Annotated in this window: 23 protein-coding genes; 5 read left to right on the top strand and 18 right to left on the bottom strand. The window is 73.8% G+C overall.

Going from position 1 to position 25,466, the window contains the following annotated elements; all coding sequences use genetic code 11:
• Positions 1-15 precede the first annotated feature (15 nt).
• Complete coding sequence (locus ELR47_RS03440; protein WP_130648615.1) at positions 16-927, top strand: hypothetical protein; 912 nt, start codon at positions 16-18, stop codon at positions 925-927.
• A 2-nt stretch (positions 928-929) separates the two neighbouring features.
• On the opposite strand, the gene ELR47_RS03435 is transcribed toward ELR47_RS03440, so the two are convergent.
• From ELR47_RS03435 to ELR47_RS03420, 3 genes are all read right to left on the bottom strand, one after another.
• Positions 930-2,840, bottom strand: coding sequence for a S8 family serine peptidase (locus tag ELR47_RS03435; protein ID WP_165403817.1), 1,911 nt, complete (start codon positions 2,838-2,840; stop codon positions 930-932).
• A gap of 140 nt (positions 2,841-2,980) precedes the next feature.
• On the bottom strand, positions 2,981-5,128 hold the full coding sequence (locus tag ELR47_RS03430) for a SpoIID/LytB domain-containing protein (RefSeq protein ID WP_165403816.1): 2,148 nt from the start codon (positions 5,126-5,128) through the stop codon (positions 2,981-2,983).
• 123 nt (positions 5,129-5,251) lie between these two features.
• A complete protein-coding gene (locus tag ELR47_RS03420; protein ID WP_130648611.1) occupies positions 5,252-6,961 on the bottom strand; it encodes an S-layer homology domain-containing protein in 1,710 nt (569 codons plus the stop codon).
• A 492-nt stretch (positions 6,962-7,453) separates the two neighbouring features.
• On the opposite strand from ELR47_RS03420, the gene ELR47_RS03415 reads away from it, so the two are divergent.
• A complete protein-coding gene (locus ELR47_RS03415; RefSeq protein WP_165403815.1) occupies positions 7,454-8,488 on the top strand; it encodes a CAP and S-layer homology domain-containing protein in 1,035 nt (344 codons plus the stop codon).
• Positions 8,489-8,507: 19 nt separating this feature from the next.
• Here the strand turns inward: ELR47_RS03415 and ELR47_RS03410 are convergent, their stop codons facing one another.
• Positions 8,508-9,068 carry a DcrB/PsbP domain-containing protein gene (locus tag ELR47_RS03410; RefSeq protein ID WP_130648609.1) on the bottom strand — a complete coding sequence of 187 codons (561 nt, stop codon included), beginning with the start codon at positions 9,066-9,068 and terminating at the stop codon, positions 8,508-8,510.
• A 104-nt stretch (positions 9,069-9,172) separates the two neighbouring features.
• Positions 9,173-10,714, bottom strand: a complete 1,542-nt coding sequence (locus ELR47_RS03405) for a hypothetical protein (RefSeq protein ID WP_130648608.1) — start codon at positions 10,712-10,714, stop codon at positions 9,173-9,175.
• Positions 10,715-10,857: 143 nt separating this feature from the next.
• On the opposite strand from ELR47_RS03405, the gene ELR47_RS03400 reads away from it, so the two are divergent.
• Entirely contained in the window at positions 10,858-11,274 is a 417-nt protein-coding gene (locus ELR47_RS03400) for a GtrA family protein (RefSeq protein ID WP_205745418.1), read from the top strand.
• Between the two features lie 2 nt (positions 11,275-11,276).
• Here the strand turns inward: ELR47_RS03400 and ELR47_RS03395 are convergent, their stop codons facing one another.
• The 6 genes from ELR47_RS03395 to groES form a co-directional block, all read right to left on the bottom strand.
• Positions 11,277-12,152: a hypothetical protein gene (locus ELR47_RS03395; protein ID WP_130648607.1), complete on the bottom strand. Its 876-nt coding sequence runs from the start codon at positions 12,150-12,152 to the stop codon at positions 11,277-11,279.
• A 2-nt stretch (positions 12,153-12,154) separates the two neighbouring features.
• A complete protein-coding gene (locus ELR47_RS03390) occupies positions 12,155-14,422 on the bottom strand; it encodes a CotH kinase family protein (RefSeq protein WP_130648606.1) in 2,268 nt (755 codons plus the stop codon).
• A complete protein-coding gene (locus ELR47_RS03385) occupies positions 14,419-15,231 on the bottom strand; it encodes a polyphosphate polymerase domain-containing protein (RefSeq protein ID WP_130648605.1) in 813 nt (270 codons plus the stop codon). Before ELR47_RS03385 ends, ELR47_RS03390 begins: the two co-directional genes overlap by 4 nt.
• Positions 15,228-15,872, bottom strand: coding sequence for a DUF4956 domain-containing protein (locus ELR47_RS03380; RefSeq protein ID WP_205745417.1), 645 nt, complete (start codon positions 15,870-15,872; stop codon positions 15,228-15,230). The genes ELR47_RS03385 and ELR47_RS03380 overlap by 4 nt, the downstream gene beginning before the upstream one ends.
• A gap of 142 nt (positions 15,873-16,014) precedes the next feature.
• Positions 16,015-17,652: a chaperonin GroEL gene (groL, locus tag ELR47_RS03375; RefSeq protein WP_130648604.1), complete on the bottom strand. Its 1,638-nt coding sequence runs from the start codon at positions 17,650-17,652 to the stop codon at positions 16,015-16,017.
• Between the two features lie 77 nt (positions 17,653-17,729).
• A complete protein-coding gene (gene groES, locus ELR47_RS03370) occupies positions 17,730-18,038 on the bottom strand; it encodes a co-chaperone GroES (RefSeq protein ID WP_130648603.1) in 309 nt (102 codons plus the stop codon).
• Positions 18,039-18,556: 518 nt separating this feature from the next.
• On the opposite strand from groES, the gene ELR47_RS03365 reads away from it, so the two are divergent.
• Positions 18,557-19,069 carry a helix-turn-helix domain-containing protein gene (locus tag ELR47_RS03365; RefSeq protein WP_130651196.1) on the top strand — a complete coding sequence of 171 codons (513 nt, stop codon included), beginning with the start codon at positions 18,557-18,559 and terminating at the stop codon, positions 19,067-19,069.
• Positions 19,070-19,341: 272 nt separating this feature from the next.
• Positions 19,342-19,950, top strand: coding sequence for a helix-turn-helix domain-containing protein (locus tag ELR47_RS03360; RefSeq protein WP_165403814.1), 609 nt, complete (start codon positions 19,342-19,344; stop codon positions 19,948-19,950).
• Here ELR47_RS03360 and ELR47_RS03355 read toward each other — a convergent pair.
• The 7 genes from ELR47_RS03355 to ELR47_RS03325 form a co-directional block, all read right to left on the bottom strand.
• Entirely contained in the window at positions 19,947-20,795 is an 849-nt protein-coding gene (locus ELR47_RS03355; RefSeq protein WP_130648601.1) for a GNAT family N-acetyltransferase, read from the bottom strand. The two genes, ELR47_RS03360 and ELR47_RS03355, sit on opposite strands and share 4 nt — an antisense overlap.
• 61 nt (positions 20,796-20,856) lie before the next feature.
• On the bottom strand, positions 20,857-21,864 hold the full coding sequence (tsaD, locus tag ELR47_RS03350; protein ID WP_130648600.1) for a tRNA (adenosine(37)-N6)-threonylcarbamoyltransferase complex transferase subunit TsaD: 1,008 nt from the start codon (positions 21,862-21,864) through the stop codon (positions 20,857-20,859).
• 6 nt (positions 21,865-21,870) lie between these two features.
• A complete protein-coding gene (rimI, locus tag ELR47_RS03345; RefSeq protein ID WP_165403813.1) occupies positions 21,871-22,413 on the bottom strand; it encodes a ribosomal protein S18-alanine N-acetyltransferase in 543 nt (180 codons plus the stop codon).
• Positions 22,410-23,123, bottom strand: coding sequence for a tRNA (adenosine(37)-N6)-threonylcarbamoyltransferase complex dimerization subunit type 1 TsaB (gene tsaB / locus ELR47_RS03340; RefSeq protein ID WP_165403812.1), 714 nt, complete (start codon positions 23,121-23,123; stop codon positions 22,410-22,412). Before tsaB ends, rimI begins: the two co-directional genes overlap by 4 nt.
• Before the next feature lie 2 nt (positions 23,124-23,125).
• Positions 23,126-23,644 (bottom strand): tRNA (adenosine(37)-N6)-threonylcarbamoyltransferase complex ATPase subunit type 1 TsaE, encoded by a 519-nt coding sequence (tsaE, locus tag ELR47_RS03335; protein ID WP_130648597.1) that lies wholly within the window; start codon positions 23,642-23,644, stop codon positions 23,126-23,128.
• Positions 23,645-23,722: 78 nt separating this feature from the next.
• On the bottom strand, positions 23,723-24,373 hold the full coding sequence (locus tag ELR47_RS03330) for a uracil-DNA glycosylase (protein WP_165403811.1): 651 nt from the start codon (positions 24,371-24,373) through the stop codon (positions 23,723-23,725).
• 139 nt (positions 24,374-24,512) lie between these two features.
• On the bottom strand, positions 24,513-25,463 hold the full coding sequence (locus ELR47_RS03325) for a P1 family peptidase (RefSeq protein ID WP_130648595.1): 951 nt from the start codon (positions 25,461-25,463) through the stop codon (positions 24,513-24,515).
• Positions 25,464-25,466: the final 3 nt, after the last annotated feature.

Below are 25,466 nucleotides of genomic sequence, written 5' to 3'. Positions count from 1 at the left end.
AGCCGAGGACTTCGCGTGCCGATCGACCGCGTGCTCGACCTGGCCCGACGTGTCGGGGCCGCCCGCGACCCCTCACCGCGGACCCGTCGGGTGCTGCTGAGCGTGGGCCTGGTCGCCTTCGTGGTCATGCTGGTCGTCTCGCTGCGCGATCTCGAGGTGGATGCGGGCACGCTCGCGTGGGGTCCGCTGGCCCTGGCCGCGCTCGTGCTGGTGCCGCTGACGATCCTCGGCAACGCGGCGGAGCTGCGCGTGATGGCTGCCACGGTCGCGCCCGGAGCCCTGACGTGGTCCGAGGCGGTACGCGCGGTCGTGCTGGCCACCGCGGCGAACCTGTTGCCGATCCCGGGCGCGGCACTGGTCCGCATCCAGGCGCTGAGAACCCGGGGTGCCTCCGGTGTCGCCGCCACGGGGATCAACCTCGCCGGCGCCGGGGCGTGGATCGGCTCCGGCCTGGTGGTGGCCGGGGTGGCCCTGACCCCGCTGCGGGGGCCGCTGGCCCTGGGGGTCGCCGGCGTCGGCCTGCTCGGGTGCGTGGTGGCGGGTCTGCTGGTGCGCCGGTTCGCGCTGCCCGGTCGGATGTGGCGGGGAGTCCTCGCGCTGACCGCGGTCGAACTCGCCGTGACCGTCACCCACGGCCTGCGCCTGCTCGTGGTCCTGGCCGCGCTGCAGGTCGAGCTCAGCCTGCCGCAGGCATTGGTCGTCGGCCTCGGTGCACCGCTGTCGGCGGCGGCCGGGGTGTTCCCCTCCGGCATCGGGTTGGCCGAGGCACTGGCGGGCCTGCTCGCGCCCGTCGTGGCGCTCCCGGCCGCCGTCGGGGTCGCCGCCACCGGCGTCAACCGGATCGTGGGACTGGCGGTCACCACGCCGCTGGCGGGGCTGCTCGCGGCACGCTCCCCCGTCGAACGCCCCCGCACGGACGCCGGCTGACCTCACGCCCCGGCGCGCGCCAGGGCGTCGAGCAACCGGGCCAGCACACTCGCCGCCTGGTCGCGGCGGGTGTCGCCGCCGGGGGCGAACCGCAGCACGGCCACGCCGCGGACCACCCCGAGGTCGCGCGCCACGTCGACGGCGGCGGCGTGCGTGCTGGCGTCGTCGTCGGCGAACCAGTTGCGGCTGGGAGCCCGGGCCTCACCGGTGGCGAACACGTGGACCCGCCCGGCGAGCGCGGCCAGCTGCGCGCGGGTCACCGGGCGGTCGGGGAGGAAGCGATCCGACCGGTCCCCCTGCGCGATGCCGACCGCGGCCAGACGCTCGATGGCATCGCGGTGCACCGAGTGCTCCACGTCGGTGAACGGCTGGGCGGTGGCGGCCGGGAGCTCGACCCCCGCGGCGGCCAGGGTGCCCAGCAGCAGGGTCGCCAGCTGCCCACGCGTGAGCGTCGCACCGGGGCCGTAACGACCCTGCCGGTCACCGACCGTCACCCCGTTGGTGCGCAGACAGCTGATCGCCGTGGCGTGGGTCGCCCCCGCCGGGACGTCGGGGAACGGCGGCGCGCCGAGCACACCGTGGCCGCACACGGGACGGTCGAGCCCGTCGAGCAACGCTGCCGCGTCGAGCATCCCGCGCGAGATGGTCGTGTCCCGCGTGCCCACCGTCACCCGCGAGGTCCACGACACCGCGTCGACGAGATCGGCGGCGGCCGCGTCCGGGTACGCCGTGCGGGCCAGCGCCAGTGCCCCCGTCACGAACGGGGTCGCGAACGAGGTGCCGTCGGCGAACTGCCACGCGCCCGGAGCAGTCGTGCGGATCCGTACGCCGGGGGCGCCGACGTCGATGCTGGCCCGTCCGACGTTGGCGTAGGACGGCAGGCCACCCGAAGGCCCGACGGCGGTCACGCTGACCAGGTTCGGCAGGCGGTAGCCGGCCGGGAAGGCCGTTCCCGGCCCCACGGTGAGGTCGTGTCCGTCGTTGCCCGCCGCGGCCACGACCGGCACGCCGGCGTCGCGGACCGCCGCCCGCAGCAGCCGGCTGTCGGACGGGTGCACCCACGAGGCGTTGACCAGGTCGGCTCCGGCCCGTCGGGCGTACGCGAACGCCTCGAGCGTGGCGGCCAGCGTGGCACGCCCGGGACCGGAACCGTCCACGACGAAGGTACGCAGGGGCAGCAGCGTCACCTCGGGCGCCATGCCCGCGATCCCGACGCCGTCGTCGGCGCGCGCCGCGATGATCCCCGCGACCGCCGTTCCGTGCCAGTCCTGGCGTGAGACGTTGGTCACGTCCGGGGTGTCGTCGACGAAGTTCCAGCCGTGCAGGTCGTCGACGTAGCCGTTGCCGTCGAGGTCCCGGCCGTCGGCCGCCTCGCGCGGGATGGTCCAGATCGCACCGGCCAGGTCGGGGTGGGCGAGATCGACCCCGCCGTCGATGAGCGCGACGAGGACCTCGGGGGCGCCACGGGTGCGCTGCCAGGCCGCTCCGGCGCGCACGTCGGTCCCGGCGGCGGTCGGGCGGCCCTCGACGGGGCGACCGGAGTTGTGCAGCCCCCACTGGTCGCGGAACAGCGGGTCGTCGACCACGGGCTCGTCGACCGTGTGCTCGGCCGCCCACAGCCAGCGGTCCACCTCGACCAGCTCGACCTCCGGCTGCGTGCGCAGACGCCTCGCGAGTGCGTCCGCCTCGTCCGGGGGCACGTCCACCGCGTCGACCGAGCCGCTCACGGCGCGCGACACCGCCAGTCCGTACGTGTCGAGCACCTGTGCCCGCGCCGCCGCGGCGGCGTCCGGGGCCCAACCGAGCAGCAGTCGCAGCGACCCGTCGACGACCACCGCGTCCCCGGACGCACCGGCGCTCGCCACCGGTACGGGTTGCGCGACGGCGGCTGCCGGCCGCGGCGGTCCGTGCACGAACGCGACCCCTGACGCGACGATCAGCGCGGCCGCGAGTCCGCGCGACGAACGGGACGCGGCCAGCGGGGCGCGGAAGCGTGTTCGTGTGCGTGTGGAACCTCGGTGGACGCCACCCCCCCGGACGCCGGACGGTTCCGTCATCGCGTGGCGACCCGGCGCAGGAAGCTCGCCATCTGTCCGCGGGACACGGGGTCCCCCGGGCAGTACCCGCTGCCGTCGGCCGTGCAGCCGGCCGCCACACCGGCGGCCGCGACCGCTGCGATCGCCTCGCCGTGGGCGGCCTGTCGCCGCACGTCGACGAAGGGGTCGGCCGTTCCCGCCGGGGCGCGCAGCCCCGCGGCGGCCGTGAGGAACGTCGCCATCTGTGCCCGGGTGACCGGGGCACCGGGGCGGAACATGCCGTCGGTGAAGCCTCCCGCCACACCCGCCTGGGCCAACGCATCGATCGCCAGGGCGTGGGTCGCGTCGGGATCGGCCACGTCGGGGAAGCGACCCCGGACGCTGGGCGCCGGGATCGCGAAGGTCTGGTAGAGGAACGTCGCCATCTGCCCGCGGGTGACGTCGCGGCCCGGCGCGAAGCGGGCTCCTCCGACGCCCTGGGCGATGCCGGCCAGGGCGGTCCAGGTGATCGCGTACTCATGGGTCGTGCCGTCGTCGTCGGTGAACGGCGCGAACCCGATCGCGGCGATCTGCGAGCTCGGCAGCCGACTACCGGCCGCGGTCGGGTGTCCGGTCGTCGGCAGGTGCATCCGGAACGACGCCCCGGCGACCCGCTTGGCCTGCAGCGTCGGTGAGTCGGCTGCCCGGGAGGTGAAGACGAACGTGTCGGGCATCCCGGCCGCGGTCACCCCGCTGACCCGCACCTCGCGCGGGGTGCCACCGGAGGTGCGGGAGAGGATCTGCACCCGTTCCACCCGCGAGAGCGCGGCGGAGCGGCCCGAGGAGACGTGCGCCGCGACGGCGGCGTTGGTCGCGCTGGACGTCCAGCTGCGGAAGTTGTGCGGCTCGGCCAGCGACCACGGGTCGTCGACGCTGCGCAGGTACGGCACCGGGTTGTTGGCATAGGCCCACGAGTCCTCGACCGCCTCCGTGCGGCCGCCGTGCGAGGACGAGTAGAAGGTCTGCGCCAGTGCGCCGTCGTAGGTCAACACGCTGCCGCTGCCGCCGGCGAAGGTGGCGTCGACCGCCCGTGGCCAGGCACCGCCGCTCGCCGTCTCGGTGCGGTGGCCGCCGTAGGCCTGGTGCGCCGGGGTCGCCAGGATCTCGCAGCTGCAGGTGGCCCGGAAGCCGATGGTGCGCAGCGCGAAGGTGCGGCCGGCGATCGCCTGCGCCTGCAGCGCCGCCGCGTTCCACGACGCTGGCATCTCTGCGAGCCCGTGCAGGTACTGCTGGAGGTTGCGCAGGTACTGCACCGTGTTCCAGCGGCCCGGCGCGACGTTGACGATGTCGTGGGCGCTCCAGCGATAGCAACCGACGCCGTCGCGGACGTCGGACTGGCACCGCGCCGCATTGGGGCCGGGAGCCTCGATCTGCACGCCGTGGTGGTGCACCCGCAGGATCGGCTGGGTCGCGGACGCGACGACGGTGCCGCCCGCGGCCCCGCACGCGACGGTCTGCACCCGCTGCGAGGTGCCGGCCTGGCAGACGTGGTAGGTGGTGCCCGCCGGCTGCGTGGTCAGGGCGGTGCACAGGTCGTCGTGCGTGCGGCGGGTCGGGTCGGCCGGTGCCGGACAGGCGTGCCAGGTCACGGCGCCGCCGACGGCGCGCACGAACGGCGCGTCGTGCAGCTGGCGCAACCCGACCCGGACGGGCATCGTCGCCGGGCGCTGGGCCACGGCGGTCCCCGGGTAGTAGTGCTGCAGGATCTCGTCGGCGGCGTGTCCGGCGCGGGCCATGGCCTGCGCCCCGTACTGACTCATCCCGACGCCGTGGCCCCATCCCGACCCCCGGAACAGGACCTCCGGGCGCGGGTCACCGACGGCCCGGACGGCCGGCCGCACGGCGAACCCGTCGGCCGGCGGGGCTACGGCCGTGCCCGCCACCGTGTCGGTCGCCCCGGTCCCGCGCACCTCGTCGGGCTCGACCTTCTCGGGCTCGACCACCCCGGGCTCGGCCTCCTCGGGCTCGGCCTCCTCGGGCTCGACCACCCCTGGCTCGGCCTCCCCTGGCTCGGCGACCTCCGGCCCCGCGACCTCCGGCTCGGCGGCGACCGGCGCGACCGTCGCCGACAACAGTGCGACCAAGGCCGCCGTGACCAACGGCATCCGCATCCGGCGTGCGCCCATGTCCGACCTCCCCACGAGGTTGCAGCACCGACTCTGTCACAAACGGGGACCCACGGGGAAGGGGCGGTCCGGCGGGGATGCCGTACCGCCCCTTCGAGCGCTGCCGTGGGTGCGTCGTCTGCGCTAGCGGGCCTGGAGGTCGAAGGCCCGCACGACCAGGGTCGCCGACTGGTCCCGACGCATCGTCTGCGTCGGTCCGTACTCGGTCGGGGACACGCCCATCGTGATGCCTTCGCGCTGCACGGCGCCGATCGCCCAGTAGTGCGTGCTCCCGGCGGGCACGTCGACGAACGTCGGGCGTGCGTCACGCAGGTTCATCGCCTTGTGCAGGAAGGTCGCCATCTGGTCGCGGCGCAGGGGCTCGCCGGGCCGGAAGGTGCCGTCCGGATACCCCTGGATGATGCCGGCGTCCACGAGCGCGGCGATGTAGGGGCCGAGCCAGTAGGCCTGACTGCTGTTGACGTCGGGGAAGCGGCCCTGCCAGTCGTTCCACTTCGGCTCGAGACCCATCCCGACGGCGACCGCACGTGCCATGTCGCCGCGGTTGAGCGCCTGGTTGGGCCGGAACTCCCACTGGTCGGTGCCCGCGACCTGAAAGCCGAGCAGCGCGCGGGTCTCGTGGACGGTGACGATCGAGTCGTGGTGGTGTGCGCTCGCGGTCACGTCGACGAATCGGGCGGCGGACGTCGAGCCACCTGCCGGGCCCGTCGCGGGAGTCGTGGTCGAGCGCTTGGCCGCCTGGTCGCGCAGCCACCACAGCCGGTCGCTGATCCGCCCCGGGCACGAGGTCGTACCGACGTCGCGGTGACCGGTGACCGTGCGCACGCGAGCGCCCCGGTAGGTCCGGTTCGTCGTCCCCTGCGGGTCGAAGCCGTGGAGGGCGGCCTTCCACGCGATCGTGTCGGCCAGTGCCTCGTAGGCGGCCTGTGGCGCGTCGACGCTGACGAAGTTGCCCATCACCGAGATGCCGAACGACCCGGAGTTGTAGCCGGCCGCGTGGGCACCGACGACGCCACGGGTGAGCCCGCCCTCGCGCCCCTCGTAGATGGTGCCGAAGCGATCGACGAGAACGTTGTAACCGATGTCGGCCCAGCCGTTGCTGTCCATGTGCCAGCTCTGGATGCCGCGCACGATCCCGGCCGCCTGCGCCTTGGTGTAGTTGTTGCTGCCCGCCGTGTGGTGCACCACGACGAGGTCGACGTTGTCCTGGAACGAGGGCGCGCCGCGGTAGGCGCGGGCCCCCCACTGCGAACGCGTCACGACGCGCGGGGCGGTCGCGGCCTCGGCGACCGGACCGTCGACCGTGACGGCGCGGCGGGCGACCGGACCACCCGAGAGCCCGTCGGTGTCGAGCACGGTCGCGGCCACCTCGAGTTCGCCGGCGTCCAGACCGACCAGCTCCTGACCGGGGATCTCGACCTGGAAGCGGGTCGCCTCACCGACGAACACCGGGTCGGTGTAGCGCTGGGAGCGGTCGTTGGCGGCTTCGGCGGTCCCGGCGTCGGGGCCGTCCTCCTCGTCGATCCGCTCGAGTTCGTACCACTCGTCCCAGTTGCCGTCGTCACCGGCGGTGCGGACACGGACGCTGTCGACGCCGTCGGGCAGTCGGAAGCCGACCATGCTGAACGGGATCGGGGCGGCGATCGGATCGGACCGGTGCGCGTCCGGTACGTCCTGCCCGGTGCTGGCCAGGCTGAGGCGGTCGGTCGGGACGCGTACCGCGAGGTCCTCGCTGACGACCTCGGGGATCGCGACGACGTCGACTTGCGATGCCGGCGGTGCGATCGCCAGAGCCATGGCGACCAGCAGCGCACGAGCGAACAGAGAGCGCACGGTATTCCTCCACGTGCCGGCGGGGGCGGCCGGCGGGTTCGGGTGTCCGGCGGGCGGCTGACAGCGGCACTTCGCCGCGCTGCAGTGGTGCGGCAACCCGCTCTCCTGCAGGTCGGCACACCGGCGGGCGAACTGAACGATCGACCACGGACCTCCCAACGGTAGACCGGTGGTCGGAGTTCCATCGGCCAGGAATTCGCCGCAAACGGCCGCTGTCAGGGGTTACGGGCCGGAAACGAACGAGCGCCCAGCGCTCGTTTTGGTGTCCTTCAGGTTCCTGTCATGCCACGTCCACCCGCGACGAGGGCCCACAGGCGTTGCCGAGGTGCCCGCGCAGCCGCATCGCCTCGCGGCATTCGCCGCCGTGCACCGTCGCCCCGTCCGGCGACACCACCGTGCGCCGCCCCCCGACGCGGACCCCTCAAGAAGGAACGCTGCGTGGTCGACCAGGCACACGAGAAGCCCTGATGTCGTCTCGTGCCGAGGATCCCCGTGTACCGCGCCCTCCCCGTTCGTCGCGCTCGCCGCCGTGGCACGATCCGCCACCTGACGGGGGGGCTCGCCGCACTGGTCGCACTCGTGCTCGCCGCCGGTGTGCTCGCGCCCTCGGCGGCCCTCGCGCAGGACCGGCCCGATCTCGCCGGACGGTTCGTCGACAGCGTCAACGCCGAGCGCGTGAAGCGCGGCCTGCCCCGTCTGCAGGTCGCCGGCGACCTCACACAGGTCGCCCGACGCCACAGCGTGAGGATGGCCGATCAGAATCGCCTGCACCACAACCCCAACCTGTCGACCGACGTGCGCAACTGGCAGCGGCTCTCGGAGAACGTCGGTCGCGGCCGATCGGCGACGTCGCTGCACACCGCGTTCATGAACTCCGACGGTCACCGACGCAACATCGTCGACGACCGGGTGTCCCAGATCGGGGTCGGCGTCGAGGTGCGCGGCAACAACGTCTGGGTGACGAAGGTCTTCCGGCGTCCGACCTCGGCCGCGACGACCAGCCCCACGACCCGCTTCCATGACGTCGGGGCCACCAGCCCCCACGCCACACCGATCGGCCGGCTGACCGCGTCGGGGGTGACCAGCGGCTGCCGGACCGACCGCTTCTGCCCGGGCTCCCAGGTCACGCGCGGGCAGATCGCCAGCTTCATCGGCCGTGCCAAGGGCGTGCTGCCCGCGGACTCCGGGCCGTACCGGGACCTGGCCTCGACGGCGACGCACGCCGGGAACATCAACGGGACCACCGCCGCCAGCATCACCACCGGGTGCACGACCGATCGGTTCTGCGCCGACCGTGCGCTGACCCGCGCCGAGATGGCCGAGTTCCTGGGCCGCGCCCTCGGGCTGCGCCCCGCGGCGCTGCGCAGCTTCGCCGACGTCGATCCCGCCCATCCGCAGGCCGGCTGGATCCAGGCCCTCGCGGACGCGGGGGTCACCAGTGGGTGTACGTCGGGGACCTACTGTCCCGAGGCGACCGTCACCCGGGCGCAGATGGCCAGTTTCCTGGTTCGCGCCTTCCGGCTCTGATCCGCCACGCCGCGTGGGCTCACTCGAGGACCGGCGGTCCGAAGTCGGCCGTCTCGAGCACCTGCAGGAAGGTGTCGATGTGGGCCAGGAACACCTCCGGCCCCTCCTCGTCGCCCGGACCCGGGATCGGCTGGCTGAGCACCACGATCGACCGTGACGGGACCAGTACCACCATCTCCCGGGTCGGGATGTCGTTGGTGACGTACGAGAAGACCAACTGCGTCGCCGGGATCTCGCCGTCGAGCGTCAGCCGGGTGTCCGCCTCCAGCGTCGCGTCCTGCTCGGCGACGAACCGGCGCCAGTCGTCGGGCAGCGTGGCGGGCTCGTAGGTGAACGCCATCGAGACCACCCCCTCCTCCGGCGCGACGAACTCCTCGTCCGACTCGCCCGGACGCAGGTCCACGTTGGCGATCGTGAGGTGGGTCTCGGTCTCCTCGTTGCGGTACCAGCCCTCGGGCAGGTCGATCGTGACGTTGCGCCAGGTGACCGACGACGGCTGTGCGTCCTCGCCCCCGCAGCCGGACAACGCCAGGGAGAGCAACAGCGCGAGCACGAGCGGGACACGACGGACGCGGGACACGCGGGCTCCTGCTGGGACGGGCCGGGACGCCGGCCAAGCTTACGAGCTACGCCGTCGGCCCACCGACGCGACGACGCGACCGCCACGCGAGCGACCGGATCGGCTCAGAAGCCCTCGTGTGCGTCGAGGTCGTCGAGCACCGCACCCACCGGTGCACGCTCGGCGGGCTCGGGCGCGGGCTCGGGCTCCGGATCCGGGCTCGGCATGGGGTCCGGATCCGGGGCCGGAACCGGATCGGGGACCGGCAGGAACGGGTCCGGCGGCGGCACGGTCGCGTGGGGCGCCGGCTCGCCGACCGGCAGCCGTCCGCTCGGCGCGGTTGCGGCCACGGAACTGGCGTCCGACACCCGGAGGTCGCGGATCGGACCGGCTGCCCCCGCGGCGCCGGCGAGCAAGGGCACACCGGTTGCCGGCGTCATGGCCAGCGGCCGCAGCCACGCCCCACGCAGGCGACGGCGGGCGCGACGGACGCGCTCCCCGAGGTCGACACCCGCTCCCGAGGCGAGGGTCGCGCGCGGGTGCGTCCCGGGCGACACGGCGGAGCCGGCCTCCCGCGACGGCGCGTCGGGTCGCTCGTCGACCGTCGGCCGTCCGGTCGCTGCACCCGACGTGGGCTCGGTCCCGTCGCCGACGGGCTCGTCGGCGGCCGAGGACCCACCGGAGGCCGAGGACCCACCGGAGGCCGAGGACCCACCGGAGGCCGAGGACCCACCGGAGGCCGAGGAGTCGTCGGAGGCCGAGGAGTCGTCGGAAGGCAGCGAGGTCGGCGCCACCCGGTCGGCCGTGACGTCATCGAGCAGCACGACCTGGGCGGCGATCCCGGCCGCTTCGAGTGCGTCGAGACCGGCGATGAGGTCCACCCGGGAGGTGATGTCGCGCTCCCCCACCACCAGGACGTGGTCGAGCGAGGCCGCAGCCGTGACCGAGGTGCGCGAGGCCGCCGTCGGCAGCGCGACCAGCAGCACGTCGAGGTCGCGCGGCAGGCGCAGCGGCAGTTCCGGGAAGGCCTCCAGGGCTCCGGCCAGGTCGCCACCGGCACCCATGCGGGCCAGGTGCAGACCGCCCGGCTCGAAGTCGACCGCGTCGACCAGCCGCCGCTCGGCTCGCAGGACCTCGTACAGCCCGGCCCGGTCGCTGCGTCCGGAGGCCAGGTCGAGCCGCAGCACACTGGTCCGTCGGGAGGCGATGGCCACGGCCAGCGCGTCGGTGAGGGCCGCGACCGGGCGACCGTCCCGGCCGGCGGCAGCCACGCCGAGGATGAGCTTGCCCTGCGGCTCCCGCGCCTCGAGCACGGCCTCGGCGAGCGGTCCGACGCGGTCCACCGTGGACTCGCGCGGCAGGACCGCGACCAGTTCACCGCCGGCGGCGCGGACGTGACGCGGCCCCCGCAGGGTGAGGTCCGCCGTGTCGACGGCGTACGCGACCGCTGCACCGAGCAGCAGCGCCGCCACCGCGACCGCGGCACCGACGGGCCAGGTCGGTGGCACGACGCCGGGGGCGACCACGGCGAGCACCAGGCCGACGAGGCACACCGCCACGACCGTCACCCGGACCGCACCGGCCCGACGGCGCAGGACGTCGAGTCCGTCGAGCAGCCACAGCGGAGTGCTCGAACGGCGTGCGGGGGGGATGGGTCGGCTCGTCATCGTGGGGCGAGGATAACGAGCAGGACCCCGCACACCCGTCAGGTGGGACCGCGCCGTCGGCCCGCCGCACCGACGGGGCCGTACCCTGTCGGCCACACCGGGCCGGCGGCGGCCGCAACGCGTCGATCACGGGACGGGAGGTGGTGGGCACGAGCACGGAGGCGCGCGCGTCAGGTGCCCGTGGGCTGCGCGACGCGCGGCGCCTGCTGCGCTACGGCGTGTCGGGGACGACGGCCGCGCTCGTCCACCTGCTGGCGTTGACGGCGCTGGTCGAACTGCTCGCCGTTCGCCCGGTCACGGCCTCGGCGATGGGATTCGGGTGTGGGCTGGTGGTGTCGTACGCGCTCCAGCGGCGGTGGGTGTTCGCCACCCGACGTCGGCACCGGCGGACGCTGCCCCGCTACCTCGTCGTCGTCGGCGCGGGGCTGGCCGTGAACACCCTGGTCCTGCTGGTCGGCACCGAGCTCTTCTCCCACCACTACGCCTGGGTGCAGTTGGCCGCGTTCGTCGCGGCACCGGCCAACAACTACGTGCTCAACAGCCTGTGGACCTTCCGCTGAGCTCAACCCGGGTCGCGCGGGGCTCGCAGACGTCGGGCCGTCGTGGTGTCGGCCACCTCGCCGGCGTGGTCGCACGGCGGCACGACGACCTGCCAGGCCGCGGCCGCCGCCGTGGCCGCCGTCGTGGCCGCGGCGGGGTCGTCGCACGCCTCGGCGCGGGCGAGGTGCACCGCCCACTTCAGCACGGGCGGGGCGAGCCGTGCCGCGGCGTCCAGCAACCGGAGGTCACCGGAGACCAGGCCGCCGAACAGCAGGCCCTTCGCGGCGTGGAAACCGGTGCCCCACGCCGCGTCGGGCGGCTGCACCGGCGCCTGCGCGTCGGCGTCCCACACCGGCAGGCCCTCGCCCGGCAGCGGCTCGCCCAGCAGCGCCGCGACCTCGACGCGGACCCAGGCCAGTCGAAGGCGCTGACGCGCTGCCCGCGGCCCGTCGGGAAGCTCGGCCACCGCACGCGCCGCGGCCTGGAGTCGCCGGTGAGCCCGCTCGCGGTCGCCGGTGCCCACCGCGTCGGCCGTCAGCGACACCCGCAGCATCGCGGCGTCGACGGCGTCGTCCGCGGCGAGCAGCGCCGGCCACTCCAGCGCCTCCGCACGGCGGTGCAACCCGAGCTCGCGCAGCACCCGGCCGCGTTCCGCGGCGATCCAGGGCTGCAGGGCGGGCAGTCGCACCCGGTCCCAGTGGGCCCAGGCGAGCTCACCGCGTCCCAGCCGGGACCAGACCATGCCGTACCACACCGGGCGGGCGGCCTCGTGGCGCAGGCCGGCGCCTGTCGCGAGGTCGACGTCGGCGGGCAGCAGCGCGGCCAGCGCGGCCGCCGGCGGCACGGCCGGCACGGACCCGGGTCCCGCAGACGGCGTCGTCGAGGGCGGCTGCTCCACGCTCAGCCCTCCTCCGGGGGTCCCGGGGGCTCGACGCCGAGGTGCTGGGCGAGTTGGGCACGCTGGTGTCGGGGCCGTTCGCGGACGAAGGTCCGCAACGACGCCACGTAGCCCTCCCACTCCTCGACCGAGCCGGGGTAGCCCCACCGGTCGACCTGCTGCGGCAGCTCGGGTGCGAGCAGCGCCACGAACTCGTCGAGGCGCGCCTCGGCCCGCACCGGGTCGAACGTGGTGTCGAGATGCTGCGCGAAGCGCGTGACGAAGCGCTCCCGGAACTCGGGGTTCTCGAGCAGCCGCTGCAGCAGGAAGGGGATGCCCGAGTCGTCGCGGGGATCGTCGACCGGCGCGAGCAGATGCGCGAGCAGGTCGTGGGTGGGATCGTTGGGCCACACCGAGCCACCGACCCGGTCGAGGTCGTAGGCCTTCCACCGCCAGCGTCCGTCGGCGACGGCCGGGCCGTCGGGATCGGCCGTGCGGGTCCGCCACACCTGGACGTTGTTGTGCGGCCAGTCGGTGTTGGCGACGTAGGTCTCGAGGATCACGTAGTCGAGGAAGCTGTCGAGATCGAGGCTCGCCTCGACCGCCCGCATCGTGTCGGGGTCGGCGGGGTCGCGTTCGGCGAGCAGGTCGAGCACGTCGAGCAGGTGCTGCTCGTCACCCGGGACCCCGGTGTCGAGCGCGAAGCGGGCCTCGAGGATGGCGACCTCGGCCGGGTCGACGCCGTGGACCGCCGCCAGGTAGTGCCGGTCGTAGCGCTCGTGCAGCAGGTGCAGCCCCCAGTACTCGCCGTTGAGGTACAGGACCATCGGCTGGACGGCGTGGGTGTCGATCGCCATCGGGCGGGCGAGGTCGAGGAACAGCGCGTCGTTGAGGAACGACAGCCCCCAGGTTCCCCCGCCGTTGCGGATCAACAGACGTCGGTGCCCCACCGGGGCGCGCTGATCGGGTGGTACGTCGGCCTCGGCCGCGGCGAAGAAGTCGTGGTCGAAGGTGCGCTCGCCGTAGTCGTTGCGGGCGTAGAGCCGCAGGGACTTGGCGGGCAGGCGACGGCTGTAGCCACCGTGGACGCGGACACCGAGATCGGTCGCGTAGGTGCACGCCCCGCCGGCGTCGCACCACGTCAGGTGGACGGCGCGCGCGAGGTCGTCGGCAGGCGGGCGTTCCCACGCCCGGCCGACCTCGGCGAAGTTGGCCGGCACGTTCCACCCGTGGTCGGGGTCGCCGTCGGGCCCGGCCAACCAGTCCTCGTAGACCCGGCCCGGCACGTAGATGCCGGTCTCGTGGTCGAAGAAGTGCTCGGCGTCGGTGGCGAGGTTCGCGACCGGTAGTGCCTCGCGCCGCAGGTGGTCGCCGACGAAGTACGTGGCGACGCGTTCGCGCCCCGCGGCGGTGCGGGCCCGCACGACGGTGGCCTTGGGCTGCGGGCCGGCCGGGGGTCGCCAACCCTCGCCGTGGAACGACGCGTCGAAGGCGAACGTGGTCGGGATGGTCGTGAACCGGTCCGGGTCGCCGGAGCGGTCGGCGACCGGGATCGGCCCCCGGTAGACGAAGGTGGCGTCGGCGTTGTGCTGCGGGTCCGGGTAGGACCCGTCGAGCGTGACGTACACCGGGTCGGAGGTCGCGACCTCGATGCGCAGGTCGAACGGCCCGTCGTAGAAGCCGCTCGGCGCCGAGAGCACCGGCGCACCGAGGTCGGCGTCGGCGTGGCAGACCGCGTCGTTGGGACCGCCCGGCGTCGGGCTGGCGAAGAAGCACCAGCGGCTGGGGTCGTCCGGATCACGGCCGTAGGAGGCGTCGCGGGGCACGGCGACCGGTTCGAGCCGGTCGGCGACGGTCACCCGGTCGGGCTCGACCAGCAGCAGCGGCTCGCCGGTCCGCGCCAACGCGAAGTCGGTGTGCAGTCCGGTGGCCGGATCCCGCCGGTCCTTGCCCGACAGCCACACGACGAGGTGGCCGCCGGCGGGGACGGTCACGGCCGGGAAGCGCCAGCGTGCGGGCTCGGCCGGGTCGTCGCCGAGGAACCAGCCCTCGAGCTGGCGGGCCTCGTCGGTGGGGTTGTGCAACTCCACCCAGTCGGGGTGATCGCCGTCCTCGTCGGCCAGCGTGCTCGCGTTCGACGCGACGAGCTCGTTGAGCACGACGTCGTCGGGCATGCCGACCGGGTCGAGCCGGGTCGCCAGGCCCGCGATGACCGCCAGCACCGCCAGTCCGACACCGGCGAGCAGCAGTCGCTGCCGCCCCAGCGGCGCGTCGGTGTCGACGGCACTCACGCGGCGTCGTCCCGTTCGACGAGCTTGCGCAACACCGGCAACCACGGGTTGCCCCGCACCGTCGGACGCGTGACGGTGACGCCCAGGCAGTACTTGCTGAGCCGGTCGGGGCGCAGACCCAGCGAACGGAGCGCGACGTGCGACGGCCCCGCGAAGCGCGACGACTTCACCTCGACGATCGCGTGGCTGCCCCCGAGTCCCGCCGCCGAGGGCCGGCGCTGCGGTGTCCCCGCCGGCCGGTGACCCGGCGCGGGCTCACCGAGGTCGACGACGACGAGGTTGCGATCGATGGTGACGCGTTCCCCGGCGTCGAGACCCACCAGCGTGCTGCGCCGGTAGCGCGTCATCAGGACCGGGTTCAGGTCGCTGGGGACCTCGTCCGGGTAGTGGCCGGCCAGCGCCTGCCGGACCTGGGCGATGCCGGTCGTGTCGAGCTGGTCGGCGGCTCGTCCGGTGTGCCGGAAGCGTTCCTTGACCGTCTGCCCCCGCAGGCCCTTGTACTTGACCTCCAGCAACGGCTCGGCCTCGCCGTAACAGCGCGTGCGGACCTTGAACCGCCGACGCCGGTCCTTGAGGTGGTCGGTGAAGGTCAACAGCTCGGCGGTGTCGAAGTAGACGCTCGAGTAGGCGGTGCTGCGCCGACCCTCGACCTCCAGCGCGTGCACGTCGGCGGCCAGGACCCCGACCAGGTCCGGCAGCCGGGCGAGCGGCACCAGGTACTTGGCGTCGTAGCGGCGCTGCAGGCCGGCCTCGGCCGGCAGCTCGTCGAGCCGGACCCCCGGCAGCGCAGCGAGCAGCGCGTCGATCATCGCCCGCGGCCCGGCGCGAGCTCCTCGCGCGGTCCGGCGTCGGCGTCGGCCGGCGCGTCGAGACGCGACGGTCGGTGCAGTCGCACCCGCACGTCCAGTCGCATCGTCTCGCGGACGTAGTCGACCTCCTGGACCACGACGGAATGGACGATGCCGCCCAGACGCCGTTCGAGCTCGCGCCGCAACACCTCGTGATCGGTGTGCACGACGTCGAGGACGACGCGGCACCGCTGATGACGCTGGGGAGGGATCAGTGCGGGGTGGTCGGCGACGTACATCGTGGCGACCAGCAGCAGGCTGAACAGCAGCTTGGCCTCCACCTGGAGCCCCGGCAGCCCGCAGACGAGGCCGAGCACGAGCGCGACCATCGTGTAGCCGATCTCGCTCTGCGTGGCCTCGTCGGAACGCAGCCGCACGATCGAGAGCACCGCGAACAGCCCGAAACCCACCCCCACGTTGAGCGGACTCGACGAACCCAGCGCGGCGGCGACGGTGAACAGGCTGACGTTGAGCGCCACGTAGCCGAGCAGCAGGTCACGACGCCGGTGCCGCCGGAAGTAGATCGCGTACGCCAGGATCGTCACCGCGACCAGGTTCAGCACCAGGTCACGCACCAGGCTGGGGAGGGCCAACTCGCCCACCAGGCTCCCTCCGACGGTCCAAAACCGCCAGTGTAGGCGAGTCGGCCCCGGCTGGGCGGCGCCGACGCGGCAGGGCCCCGCGCGTCGCGCGGGGCCCTGCCGATGGTGCGAGCGTTCCCCGGGATCGGGGAGGTGGCCTGGATCAGAAGTCCATGCCGCCCATGCCGTGGTCGTGACCGCCACCGGCGCCGGCAGCGTCACCGGCGGGCTCGGGCTTGTCGGCGATCAGCGCCTCGGTGGTGAGGAGCAGACCGGCGATCGACGCGGCGTTCTGCAGCGCCGAGCGGGTGACCTTGGCCGGGTCGATGACGCCCGCGGTGACCAGGTTCTCGTAGTCGCCGGTCAGCGCGTTGAGACCGTCACCGGGGGTCATGCCACGGACCTTCTCCACGACGACGGAGCCCTCGAGGCCCGCGTTCGACGAGATCCAGTACAGCGGGGCCGACAGTGCCTGACGGATGATGCGGGCACCGGTGGCCTCGTCACCCTCGAGCTCGAGCTTGTCGAGACCGGCCTCGGCCTGCAGCAGCGCGGTGCCACCACCGGCGACGATGCCTTCCTCGACGGCCGCACGCGTCGCGGACAGGGCGTCCTCGATGCGGTGCTTGACCTCCTTGAGCTCGGTCTCGGTGGCAGCACCCACCTTGACGACCGCGACACCGCCGGAGAGCTTCGCGAGACGCTCCTGAAGCTTCTCGCGGTCCCAGTCGGAGTCGGTCTTGTCGATCTCGGCCTTGATCTGGTTCACGCGGCCGGTGATGTCGTCGTTCGAACCGGCGCCCTCGACGATGGTGGTCTCGTCCTTGGTGATGACCACCTTGCGGGCACGGCCGAGCAGGTCGAGGGTGGCGGACTCGAGCTTGAGACCGACCTCCTCGGAGATGACCTGGCCACCGGTCAGGATCGCGATGTCCTGGAGCATGGCCTTGCGACGCTCACCGAAGCCCGGCGCCTTGACGGCGGCCGACTGGAAGGTGCCGCGGATCTTGTTGACGACCAGCGTCGCGAGCGCCTCACCCTCGAGGTCCTCGGCGATGATGACCAGCGGGCGTCCGCCCTGCATGACCTTCTCGAGGACGGGGAGCAGGTCCTGGACGGCCGAGATCTTCGAGTTCGCGATGAGGACGTAGGGGTCCTCGAACACGACCTCCATGCGCTCGGGGTCGGTGACCATGTAGGGCGAGATGTAGCCCTTGTCGAACTGCATGCCCTCGACGAAGTCGAGCTCCATGCCGAAGGTCTGCGACTCCTCGACGGTGATGACACCGTCCTTGCCGACCTTGTCCATCGCGTCGGCGAGGATCTTGCCGATCACCGGCTCGTTGTTGGCCGAGATGGACGCGACCTGGGCGATCTCGTCCTGGGTCTCGATCTCGCGGGCCTGGTTCGCGATCTCCTCGACCACGCGCTCGACGGCCTTGTCGATGCCGCGCTTGAGCGACATCGGGTTGGCGCCGGCGGCGACGTTGCGCAGGCCTTCCTTGACGATGGCCTGGGCGAGCACCGTCGCGGTGGTGGTGCCGTCACCCGCGACGTCGTTGGTCTTGGTCGCCACTTCCTTGGCGAGCTGAGCACCCATGTTCTCGTACGGGTCCTCGAGCTCGATCTCACGGGCGACGGTCACGCCGTCCTTCGTGATCGTGGGGGCGCCCCACTTCTTGTCGATGACGACGTTGCGGCCACGGGGGCCGAGCGTCACCTTGACGGCGTCAGCGAGCTGGTTGACGCCCTTCTCGAGGCGCTTGCGGCCTTCCTCGCTGTAGCTGAGGATCTTCGCCATGCGGTGTCCTCCTGCAGGTTCGAAGTCTTGAGGGATGGAAGGAGACGCCGGTCAGCGACCGGCGCGAGCGACGTTGCTCAGCCGACGACGGCGAGGATGTCGCGGGCCGACAGGATCAGGTACTCCTGGCCCTCGACCTTGACCTCGGTACCGCCGTACTTGCTGAACAGCACGGTGTCACCGGCGTTGACGTCGAGCGGGATGACCTCGCCCGTGGTCTCCGAGCGCTTGCCTGGACCGACGGCGACGACGGTGCCCTGCTGCGGCTTCTCCTTGGCGGTGTCCGGGATCACGAGCCCACTCGCGGTGGTCTGCTCGTTCTCGTCGATGGTGACGATCACCCGGTCGTCGAGCGGCTTGATCTTGACCTCGGTGGCGGTAGCCAATGTGCCCTCCCTAGGTCTGTCGTACGCGGGGCGTCGCCCGCGAGGGAACGGATGGGGGCGCGCCACGATGTGGCGCGGGTCCCGGCCCAGGTCCACGAGACCGTGTGTTCGGTCGTCGTCCGGACGCCAGCGCTGTGCGCTGGCACTCCTGGTTTCCGAGTGCCAGCCACGACGCTAGCACTCACCCTCGGCGAGTGCAAGGGATGCCCCGCCGAGGCTGAGCCACCCCGACGCAGTTCCCGGCGGGCGCGTCGATCGCCCCGCCCGCCGGCCGAGGCCCTCGCCGTTCGCTGGGCATTGCGGGCGGCGGTTGCGGGCGGCGCACCCGGGATGCGCCGTCGTGCCCGGCCGGGGACCATACTGCCGACCCGAGGGAGCCGACGAAGGCCGCTGCCGTGCCCGACCGACCGAGGAGCGAGGCGGGCGCGCACACGTCCGCGCCCGGTGCACACGATCCGGCCCTCGACCACACGCCGACCGTCCCGACCGGGGCCGCAGCAGCGGATCGGCACGGCAACGTGATCGGCGACCGGCTGCGTGACATCCGCCACCAGCAGGGGCTGTCGCTGGCCGACGTCGAGGTCCGCAGCGACGGTCGCTGGAAGGCCGTGGTGGTCGGCGCCTACGAGCGCGGCGACCGCGCCGTGACGATCTCGCGCCTGGCCGAACTCGCCGGCTTCTACGGCGTCCCGATCGCGAGCCTGCTCCCGAGCCGGCCCGTCTCGTCACCACGGACCGCCGGCCACCGGCGTCGCGAGGCGGACACGGGGCGCACACCCGTGACGCTGGACCTTCGCCGCCTCGACGATCTCGGCCGTGGCAGCGACGAACCCGACGATGCCGACGACCGGGCCGCGTTGCATGCGGTCGCCCGCTTCGCCGGGCACATCGCCCAGCTCCGCGGCGACCACAACGGGCGCGTGCTCACGGTACGCGGCGACGACCTGCGGACGGTCGCCGTCGCCGCCGGCGCGGACCCCGACGCGCTCCTCGCGTCGCTGCGTGCCTCCGGCGCCGTCCTGTCGCCGTGACCGGGGCGGGACGACCGGTGCCCCCGGCACGTCCGGGCACCTCCGGTCACGCTCGGTCACGGCGCGCGAACGCGGCGTCGAGGCCGTTCGGCCGAGTACGTGCGTCGGGTGTCCGTGCGCGGCGGGATCTGCGGCCGGCAGCCCGGTTTGCGCGACCGCGCGGGCGAACGCCGCCCGTCCGCGCAGGCGCCTCGGCACGCTGGTCACACCACGACGGCACCGCGCAGGTCACCCACGCCGCCTCGTGCCTCGTCCGCCGAGAGGATCGCGCCGTGCAACCCGTGCCCCACGACCCCCACCGACTGCGCATCGCACTGGGACGGCGGCTACGCCACGTCCGGCGTCAACAGCAGCTGTCGTTGGCCGAGGTCGAGGCGCGCAGCCAGGGACGCTGGAAGGCGGTGTCGTTGAGCGCGTACGAGCGCGGGGAACGCGACGTCAACCTGCCACGCCTGGCCGGGCTGGCCACGTTCTACGGCGTCCCCCTGACCGCGTTGCTCGACGACCTGACGGGTTCGCGCAGCAATGGTCCGGACCACGCCGACGCACCAACCGACCGGACGCCTGCTGCTGGCGGAGCTCGGCGTGCACCCCGACTGCACCTGTACGCGCTGGACGTCCGCGACGCCCCCGCGGACGTGGACACCGCCGTGTTGCTGGCGACCACCCGCTTCGCCTCGGATCTCCGGTGGCGACGTCGCGACCACAACGGCGTCGTGCTCACGGTCCGCCGCGACGACCTGCGCACCGTCGCGGTCAGCATCGGCCGCGAACCACAGCAGTTCGTCGCCGCACTGGTGGCCAGCGGCGTCGTCGATCCCACGTCGACGACCGGTCCCGACGGGTTCCCGCGGACGCCGGTCGACGGCCCCCGACGCTAGGAGCGGACGGCCAGGCGCCAGGCCTCTCGGTCCTCGAAGCCTGCGGCGAAGTAGGCCTTGTGTGCCGCGGGGTTGTCGGCCCGGACGTGCAGGGAGATCCGCCGACGGAGTGGCCCCTCCGCGAGCGCGGCGCGGACGGCGGCGGCGACCGCGCCACGGGCGATGCCCTGGCCGCGGACGTCCGGTGCGGTGACGATGCCCGCCAACTGCACGCCCCAACGCCGCGACGAGACCGAGCGCTCGAGCTTGAACACCGGCGCCCCGACCGGGCCGACGCAGTAGGCCAGCCCCTGGCGCACCGTCCCCTCGAGCCGTTGCCGGTACCCGCGCCAGCCCACCCGTCCGGGGTCCGGTCCGAAACGGTCGTCGACGTGCAACTGCACGGCCAACCGCGCGAGGGCGTCGAGGTCGGCCGCCTCGGCCCGCCGCAGCCCGGGATCGGGCAGGACGTTCGCCGGCGGGACCCGCTCCGGGTCCACCAGGAAGAAGCGCTGGTCGTGGACGATCAGCGCCGGGTCGGGTGGCGTGTGGCGCAGCACGGCGTCGCCGGCGGCGACGTCGCCGATGAGCAACCGCCAGCGGCGACCGGGGCTGCCCGCTTCCTCGATGGCGCTCGCGTCGCCGCAGGGCACCACCAGCCGGTTGGGGAACACCACGGCCGCCGCCCAACGCTGGTCGTCACTGGCCAGCCGCACCGAGCCGACGCCCTGGTTCTCGATCACCGACAGGGCGAACATGTGCCGCGCGGCGCCACCGGCCTCCGCCGGCCACTGTTCGAGCCGGGCGACGATGGTCTCGAGCTCTCCTGCACCGGCACGCCGCCACCGCAAGCGTCGCAGCATCATGCGCGCCACCGGCGACCTCGGCGCTCTCCGACCGAGCAGCGGGCGGACGTCCGGCGGCCCATCATCCGGCCAACGGGAGGTTGGGGTCGACGCCGAGCTCGAGCGGGGCGAGGTGACCGGCCGCCAGCAGGTTCGCCCCCGAGGCCGCCACCATCGCCCCGTTGTCGGTGCACAGCGGGACCGACGGCACCAGCAGGCCGAGACCGGCCTGTCCGCACGCCTCGGCGAACCGCGCCCGCAGGCGGCTGTTCGCGGCGACACCGCCGGCGAGCACGACCCGTTCGAGCCCCTGGTCGGCCGCGGCACGCAGCGTCTTGTCCACCTGGACGTCGACGATCGCTTCCTGGAACGAGGCGGCGACGTCGGCGAGGTCGGGTTCCTGGCCGGCCGCCTCCAGCCGGCGCAGGTAGCGCACGACGGCGGTCTTGAGTCCCGACAACGACACGTCGTAGCCGGGGTCGGCGCGCATCGCGCGTGGGAAGGCGATCGCGTGCGGGTCGCCCTGACGGGCCAGCCGGTCGATCTCCGGACCGCCCGGGTAACCGAGACCGAGGAAGCGGGCGATCTTGTCGAACGCTTCGCCGGCCGCGTCGTCGATGGTCGCCCCGAGCTGGCGGAACCGGCCGTCCTCGCCCAGGGCCACGATCGAGGTGTGACCACCGGAGACCACGAGCGCCGCGAGCGGCGGTTCGAGCTCGCCGTGCTCGAGTTGCGCGACCTCGACGTGGGCCCGCAGGTGGTTGACCCCGATCAGCGGCTTGTCGTGGGCGAGCGCGAGCCCCTTGGCGGCCGACACCCCGACCAGCAGCGCGCCGATCAACCCCGGTCCCGAGGTCACGGCGACGGCGTCGACGTCCGACAGGCCACAGCCGGCTTCGACCAGGGCACGGTCGATGGTCGGCAGCAGCGCCTCGAGGTGGGCGCGGGCCGCGACCTCGGGCACCACCCCGCCGTAGGGGGCGTGGAGCTCGACCTGGGAGGCGATCACGTTCGAGCGCAGGGTGAAGCGGTCCTCGACCACCCCGACCGCGGTCTCGTCGCAGGACGTCTCGATCCCGAGCACCAGCACGTCCGGTCAGTCCTCCGTGTCGGGCCGCGGCCGCCGCCACAGCAGCAGCGCGTCCTCACCGTCCGGGTAATACCCCGGGCGTTGGCCTTCGATGACGAAACCGCGCTGACGGTACAGCGCCAGCGCGGCGGCATTCGACCGCCGTACCTCCAGGGTGACCCCGTCGGGTGCCTGCGGGGCGACGGCCTCCAGCAGCGCCTCGAGCAGACGTCGCCCCACGCCACGGCGACGCGCCGCCGGGTCGACCACCAGGTCCAACACGTGGGCCTCGTCGAGCGCGACGAGTGCGGCCGCGTACCCCACGACCCGACCGGGTCGCGTGCTGGCCACCAGGCACCGGCGGTCGTCGCGGGCCAGGTCCTTGCGCAGCAGGCGGCGTGTCGACGGCGACAGCCCCTCCAGGCGACGGATCGCGTCGACGTCGGTGTCGGTCGCGACCCGCAACTCGAACTCGGTGTCGGTCGCGACCCGCAACTCGAACTCGGTGTCGGTCGCGACCCGCAACTCGGCGTCGGTGTCGGTCGCGACCCGCAACTCGGCGTCGGTCACGCGCCCGCACCGCCCTGCAGGCGACCCCGCGTCTGCCACCCGATCTTGGCGTCCACCTGACGCAGGTAGATCGGCAGGAGCTCACCGGGCCGCTGGGTCTCCTCACGCGCGAAGCGTGGGAGCGCCAGTTCGGCGAGCGCCGCGGCGTCGGGGCTGGCCTCGGCGGTGTCGTCCACCTCGACGCCGACCCGACGCAACTCGTCGGCGGCCCGGGTGAGCCCGTCGCCGGTCACGAGGCACTCCTGCCCGGTCGCCTGGATGTCGGCGGCCAGTTGCTCGGCCGTCCCCACGCGCAACTCGTCCTGCCGCTGCACGCCGCCGGGGACGGCGCGGTAGGAAGCCCAGAACAGCTCGCCTCGACGGGCGTCGAGCACGGCGAAGACGGGGCGCCGGACGTGACGCTGCTGGAAGCCGAGCACGTCGAGCCCGGACAGCCCGACGACCGGGAGCTGCCGCGCGGCAGCGATGGCCTGGGCGGTGGCGATGCCGACCCGCAGGCCGGTGTAGAGACCGGGTCCGAGCCCGACCGCCACACCGGTCAGGCGGTCGACACCCACGCCGGCCTGGTCGAGACAGAAGCGCACGGCGGGCGCCAGGAACTCGCCGTGCCGCCGGGCGACCCCGAGCGATGCGGACGCGACCAGGCCGTCCTCGCCGACGAGGGCGACCGAGGAACGGCCGGTGGAGGTCTCCAGTCCCAGGACGAGCACGGTCAGCCTTCCTCGCGCCAGGGCGCACACCCGTCGGCGAGCGCGTCCAGCCGCGACGGCCACCGTGCGCCGACGGCGGTGAGCCGCACGAGCCGGTCGCCCTCGACGGCGTCGACGGCCGGGTCGCTCCCGCCGGCCAGCGACAACTCGACCTCCAGCCGGTCGTCGGGCAGCAACGGCGTCACGGCGTCCCCCCACTCGACGAACGTGACGGCGTCGGGGGCCAGCACGTCGTCGCCGAGATCGAGCACGTCCTGCAGGCGGTCGAGTCGGTAGACGTCGGCGTGGACCACCGGCACCCGCCCGTCGAGATGCGTGCGCACCAGCGTGAAGGTCGGTGAGGTCACCCGGCCAGTGACACCCAGGCCACGGGCCGCACCCTGCACGAAGCACGTCTTGCCGGCGCCGAGGTCACCACTGAGCGCCACCACGTCGCCGGGCCGCAGCTCGGTGGCGACCACGGCGGCCAACGCGCGGGTCTGCTCCGGGGAGGTGGAGCGCAGCAGCAGGTCGGACGACACGGTGGCAGGCACCTTCGCGCTTCGGGGACGACGGACACGGGCTCCGGTGCGGTCGACCCCGAGGCGACCTGCCGGACGTCACGAGCCGACGGCCGTCCTCGACCGCAGCTCGGCCAGGGTCTGCGCGCCGGTCGGCAACCGTCCGTCGAGCACCGCCTTGGCGGCGGAGAGGTCACGGCGGAGCGTCACCGCGGCCTGCGGCACACCCCGGACCGCGTCGGCCGGATGGTAGGTCGGGATCAGCGTCACGCCCTGGACGTCGAGACGGTAGCCGGCCACGCGCTCGATCGAGACCGGACGCCGCAACAGCACGCTGGCAGCGAACGACCCGAGGGCGACGACGACCTCGGGTCGTACCAGCTGGAGCTGGGCACGGAACAGCTGCCCACAGGCCTCGACCTCGTGCGTGCTCGCCGGCCGGTCGTCCTCGGGTCGACACTTCACCAACGTGGTCAGGTAGACGTCCGACCGGGCCAGGCCGGCGACCTGCATCGCCTGGTCGAGCACGTTCCCGGTGCCCCCGGCGAACGGTCTGCCCTGCAGGTCCTCGTGTCGGCGTGGCTTGGAGCCGACGATCATCAGGCGGGCGTCGAAGGAGCCCTCCCCGACCACCGGTGTCGTCCGCCCCTGGTGGAGCCCACAGGCGGTGCACGCCCGGACCGCTCGCTCGAGTTCCCGCTTCAGCCGTGCCGGCGAGGCGTTCGCCGGCGCCGTCAGATCGCTGCCCACGCTCCATCCCTCCCCGCAACGGATGGCGATACGCCTCCCAGCGCGCCACGACGCGCACGCTAGCGGCTGTGGCACGTCCGGGGACGTGCGGAACGATGAGCGCGCGTTCGTCTCGCTGTTCCGCTCGCTCCTGCAAGCATCAGCGGTCCGCGAGCCCAGGGAGGTCGCCCCGGCCGCTCGCGGTCAACGGCCCCCGGCGCACCGCGTCGGCCACGGCGTCGGCCGCGAGCGCGGCGACGAGGTCGACGGTGGCGTCCCGGGCACCCGTGGCCAGGCAGAACAGCGCGTCGCCGTCGGCGTCGGTGTGGGCCGGTCGCAGCGTCCGGGCCAGTCCGGAGTGGCCGAGGTCGGCCACCCGATGGGCCTCGGCCTTCGTCAACCGGGCGTCGGTCACGATGCAGCCGATCACGGTGTTCGTGCTCGGACCGACCTCGTCCCCGGCCTCCCCGGTCCCCAGCGCCCGGCCGTTCACCGGCCAGCGCACGACGTCGTCGGCGACCCGGGCCCGCGCCAGCCAGGTTCCGTCCTCGGCGAGCACCTCGCCGACGGCGTTGTTCACCACGAGCGCGCCGACGCTCACGCCGGCGGCGCGACGCACGGCGACACCCTGACCGCTCCGCCACGCGTGGGCGAGTCCGGCCACCTTCGCCACGGTGCACCCGGCACCGGCGCCGACGCCGCCCTCCGACGGGTCGGCGTCCACCGCGGCGTCACAGGCGGCGTACCCCGCCTCCGGGCCGGGGCGGGCGGCGGGTACCAGCACCGCTTCGTCGAGGACGATCGCCGCACCGACGATCGGCACGACCACCCCCGCGCCGAGGGCGTGACCGATGCCGCGCTCCTCCAGCCAGCGCATCGCCCCGTCGGCAGCGGCGAGGCCGAAGGCCGACCCGCCGGCGAGCACGATCCCGGAGCAGACCGTCACCTTCCCCGCCGGCCCGAGTGCGGCCGCCTCCCGCGTCCCCGGTGCCGCACCGCGCACCGCGATCGCGCCCACGGTGCCCGGTGGGGGCAGCACCACCGTGCAGCCGGAGACGCCTCCCGGTGCCGTCCACGTCCCGACCCGTACCCCGTCGACACCCAGTGCCATGCG

The sequence above is a fragment of the Egicoccus halophilus genome (assembly GCF_004300825.1).
GTDB lineage: Bacteria > Actinomycetota > Nitriliruptoria > Nitriliruptorales > Nitriliruptoraceae > Egicoccus > Egicoccus halophilus.
This window is presented reverse-complemented; position numbering and strand designations above follow the sequence as displayed.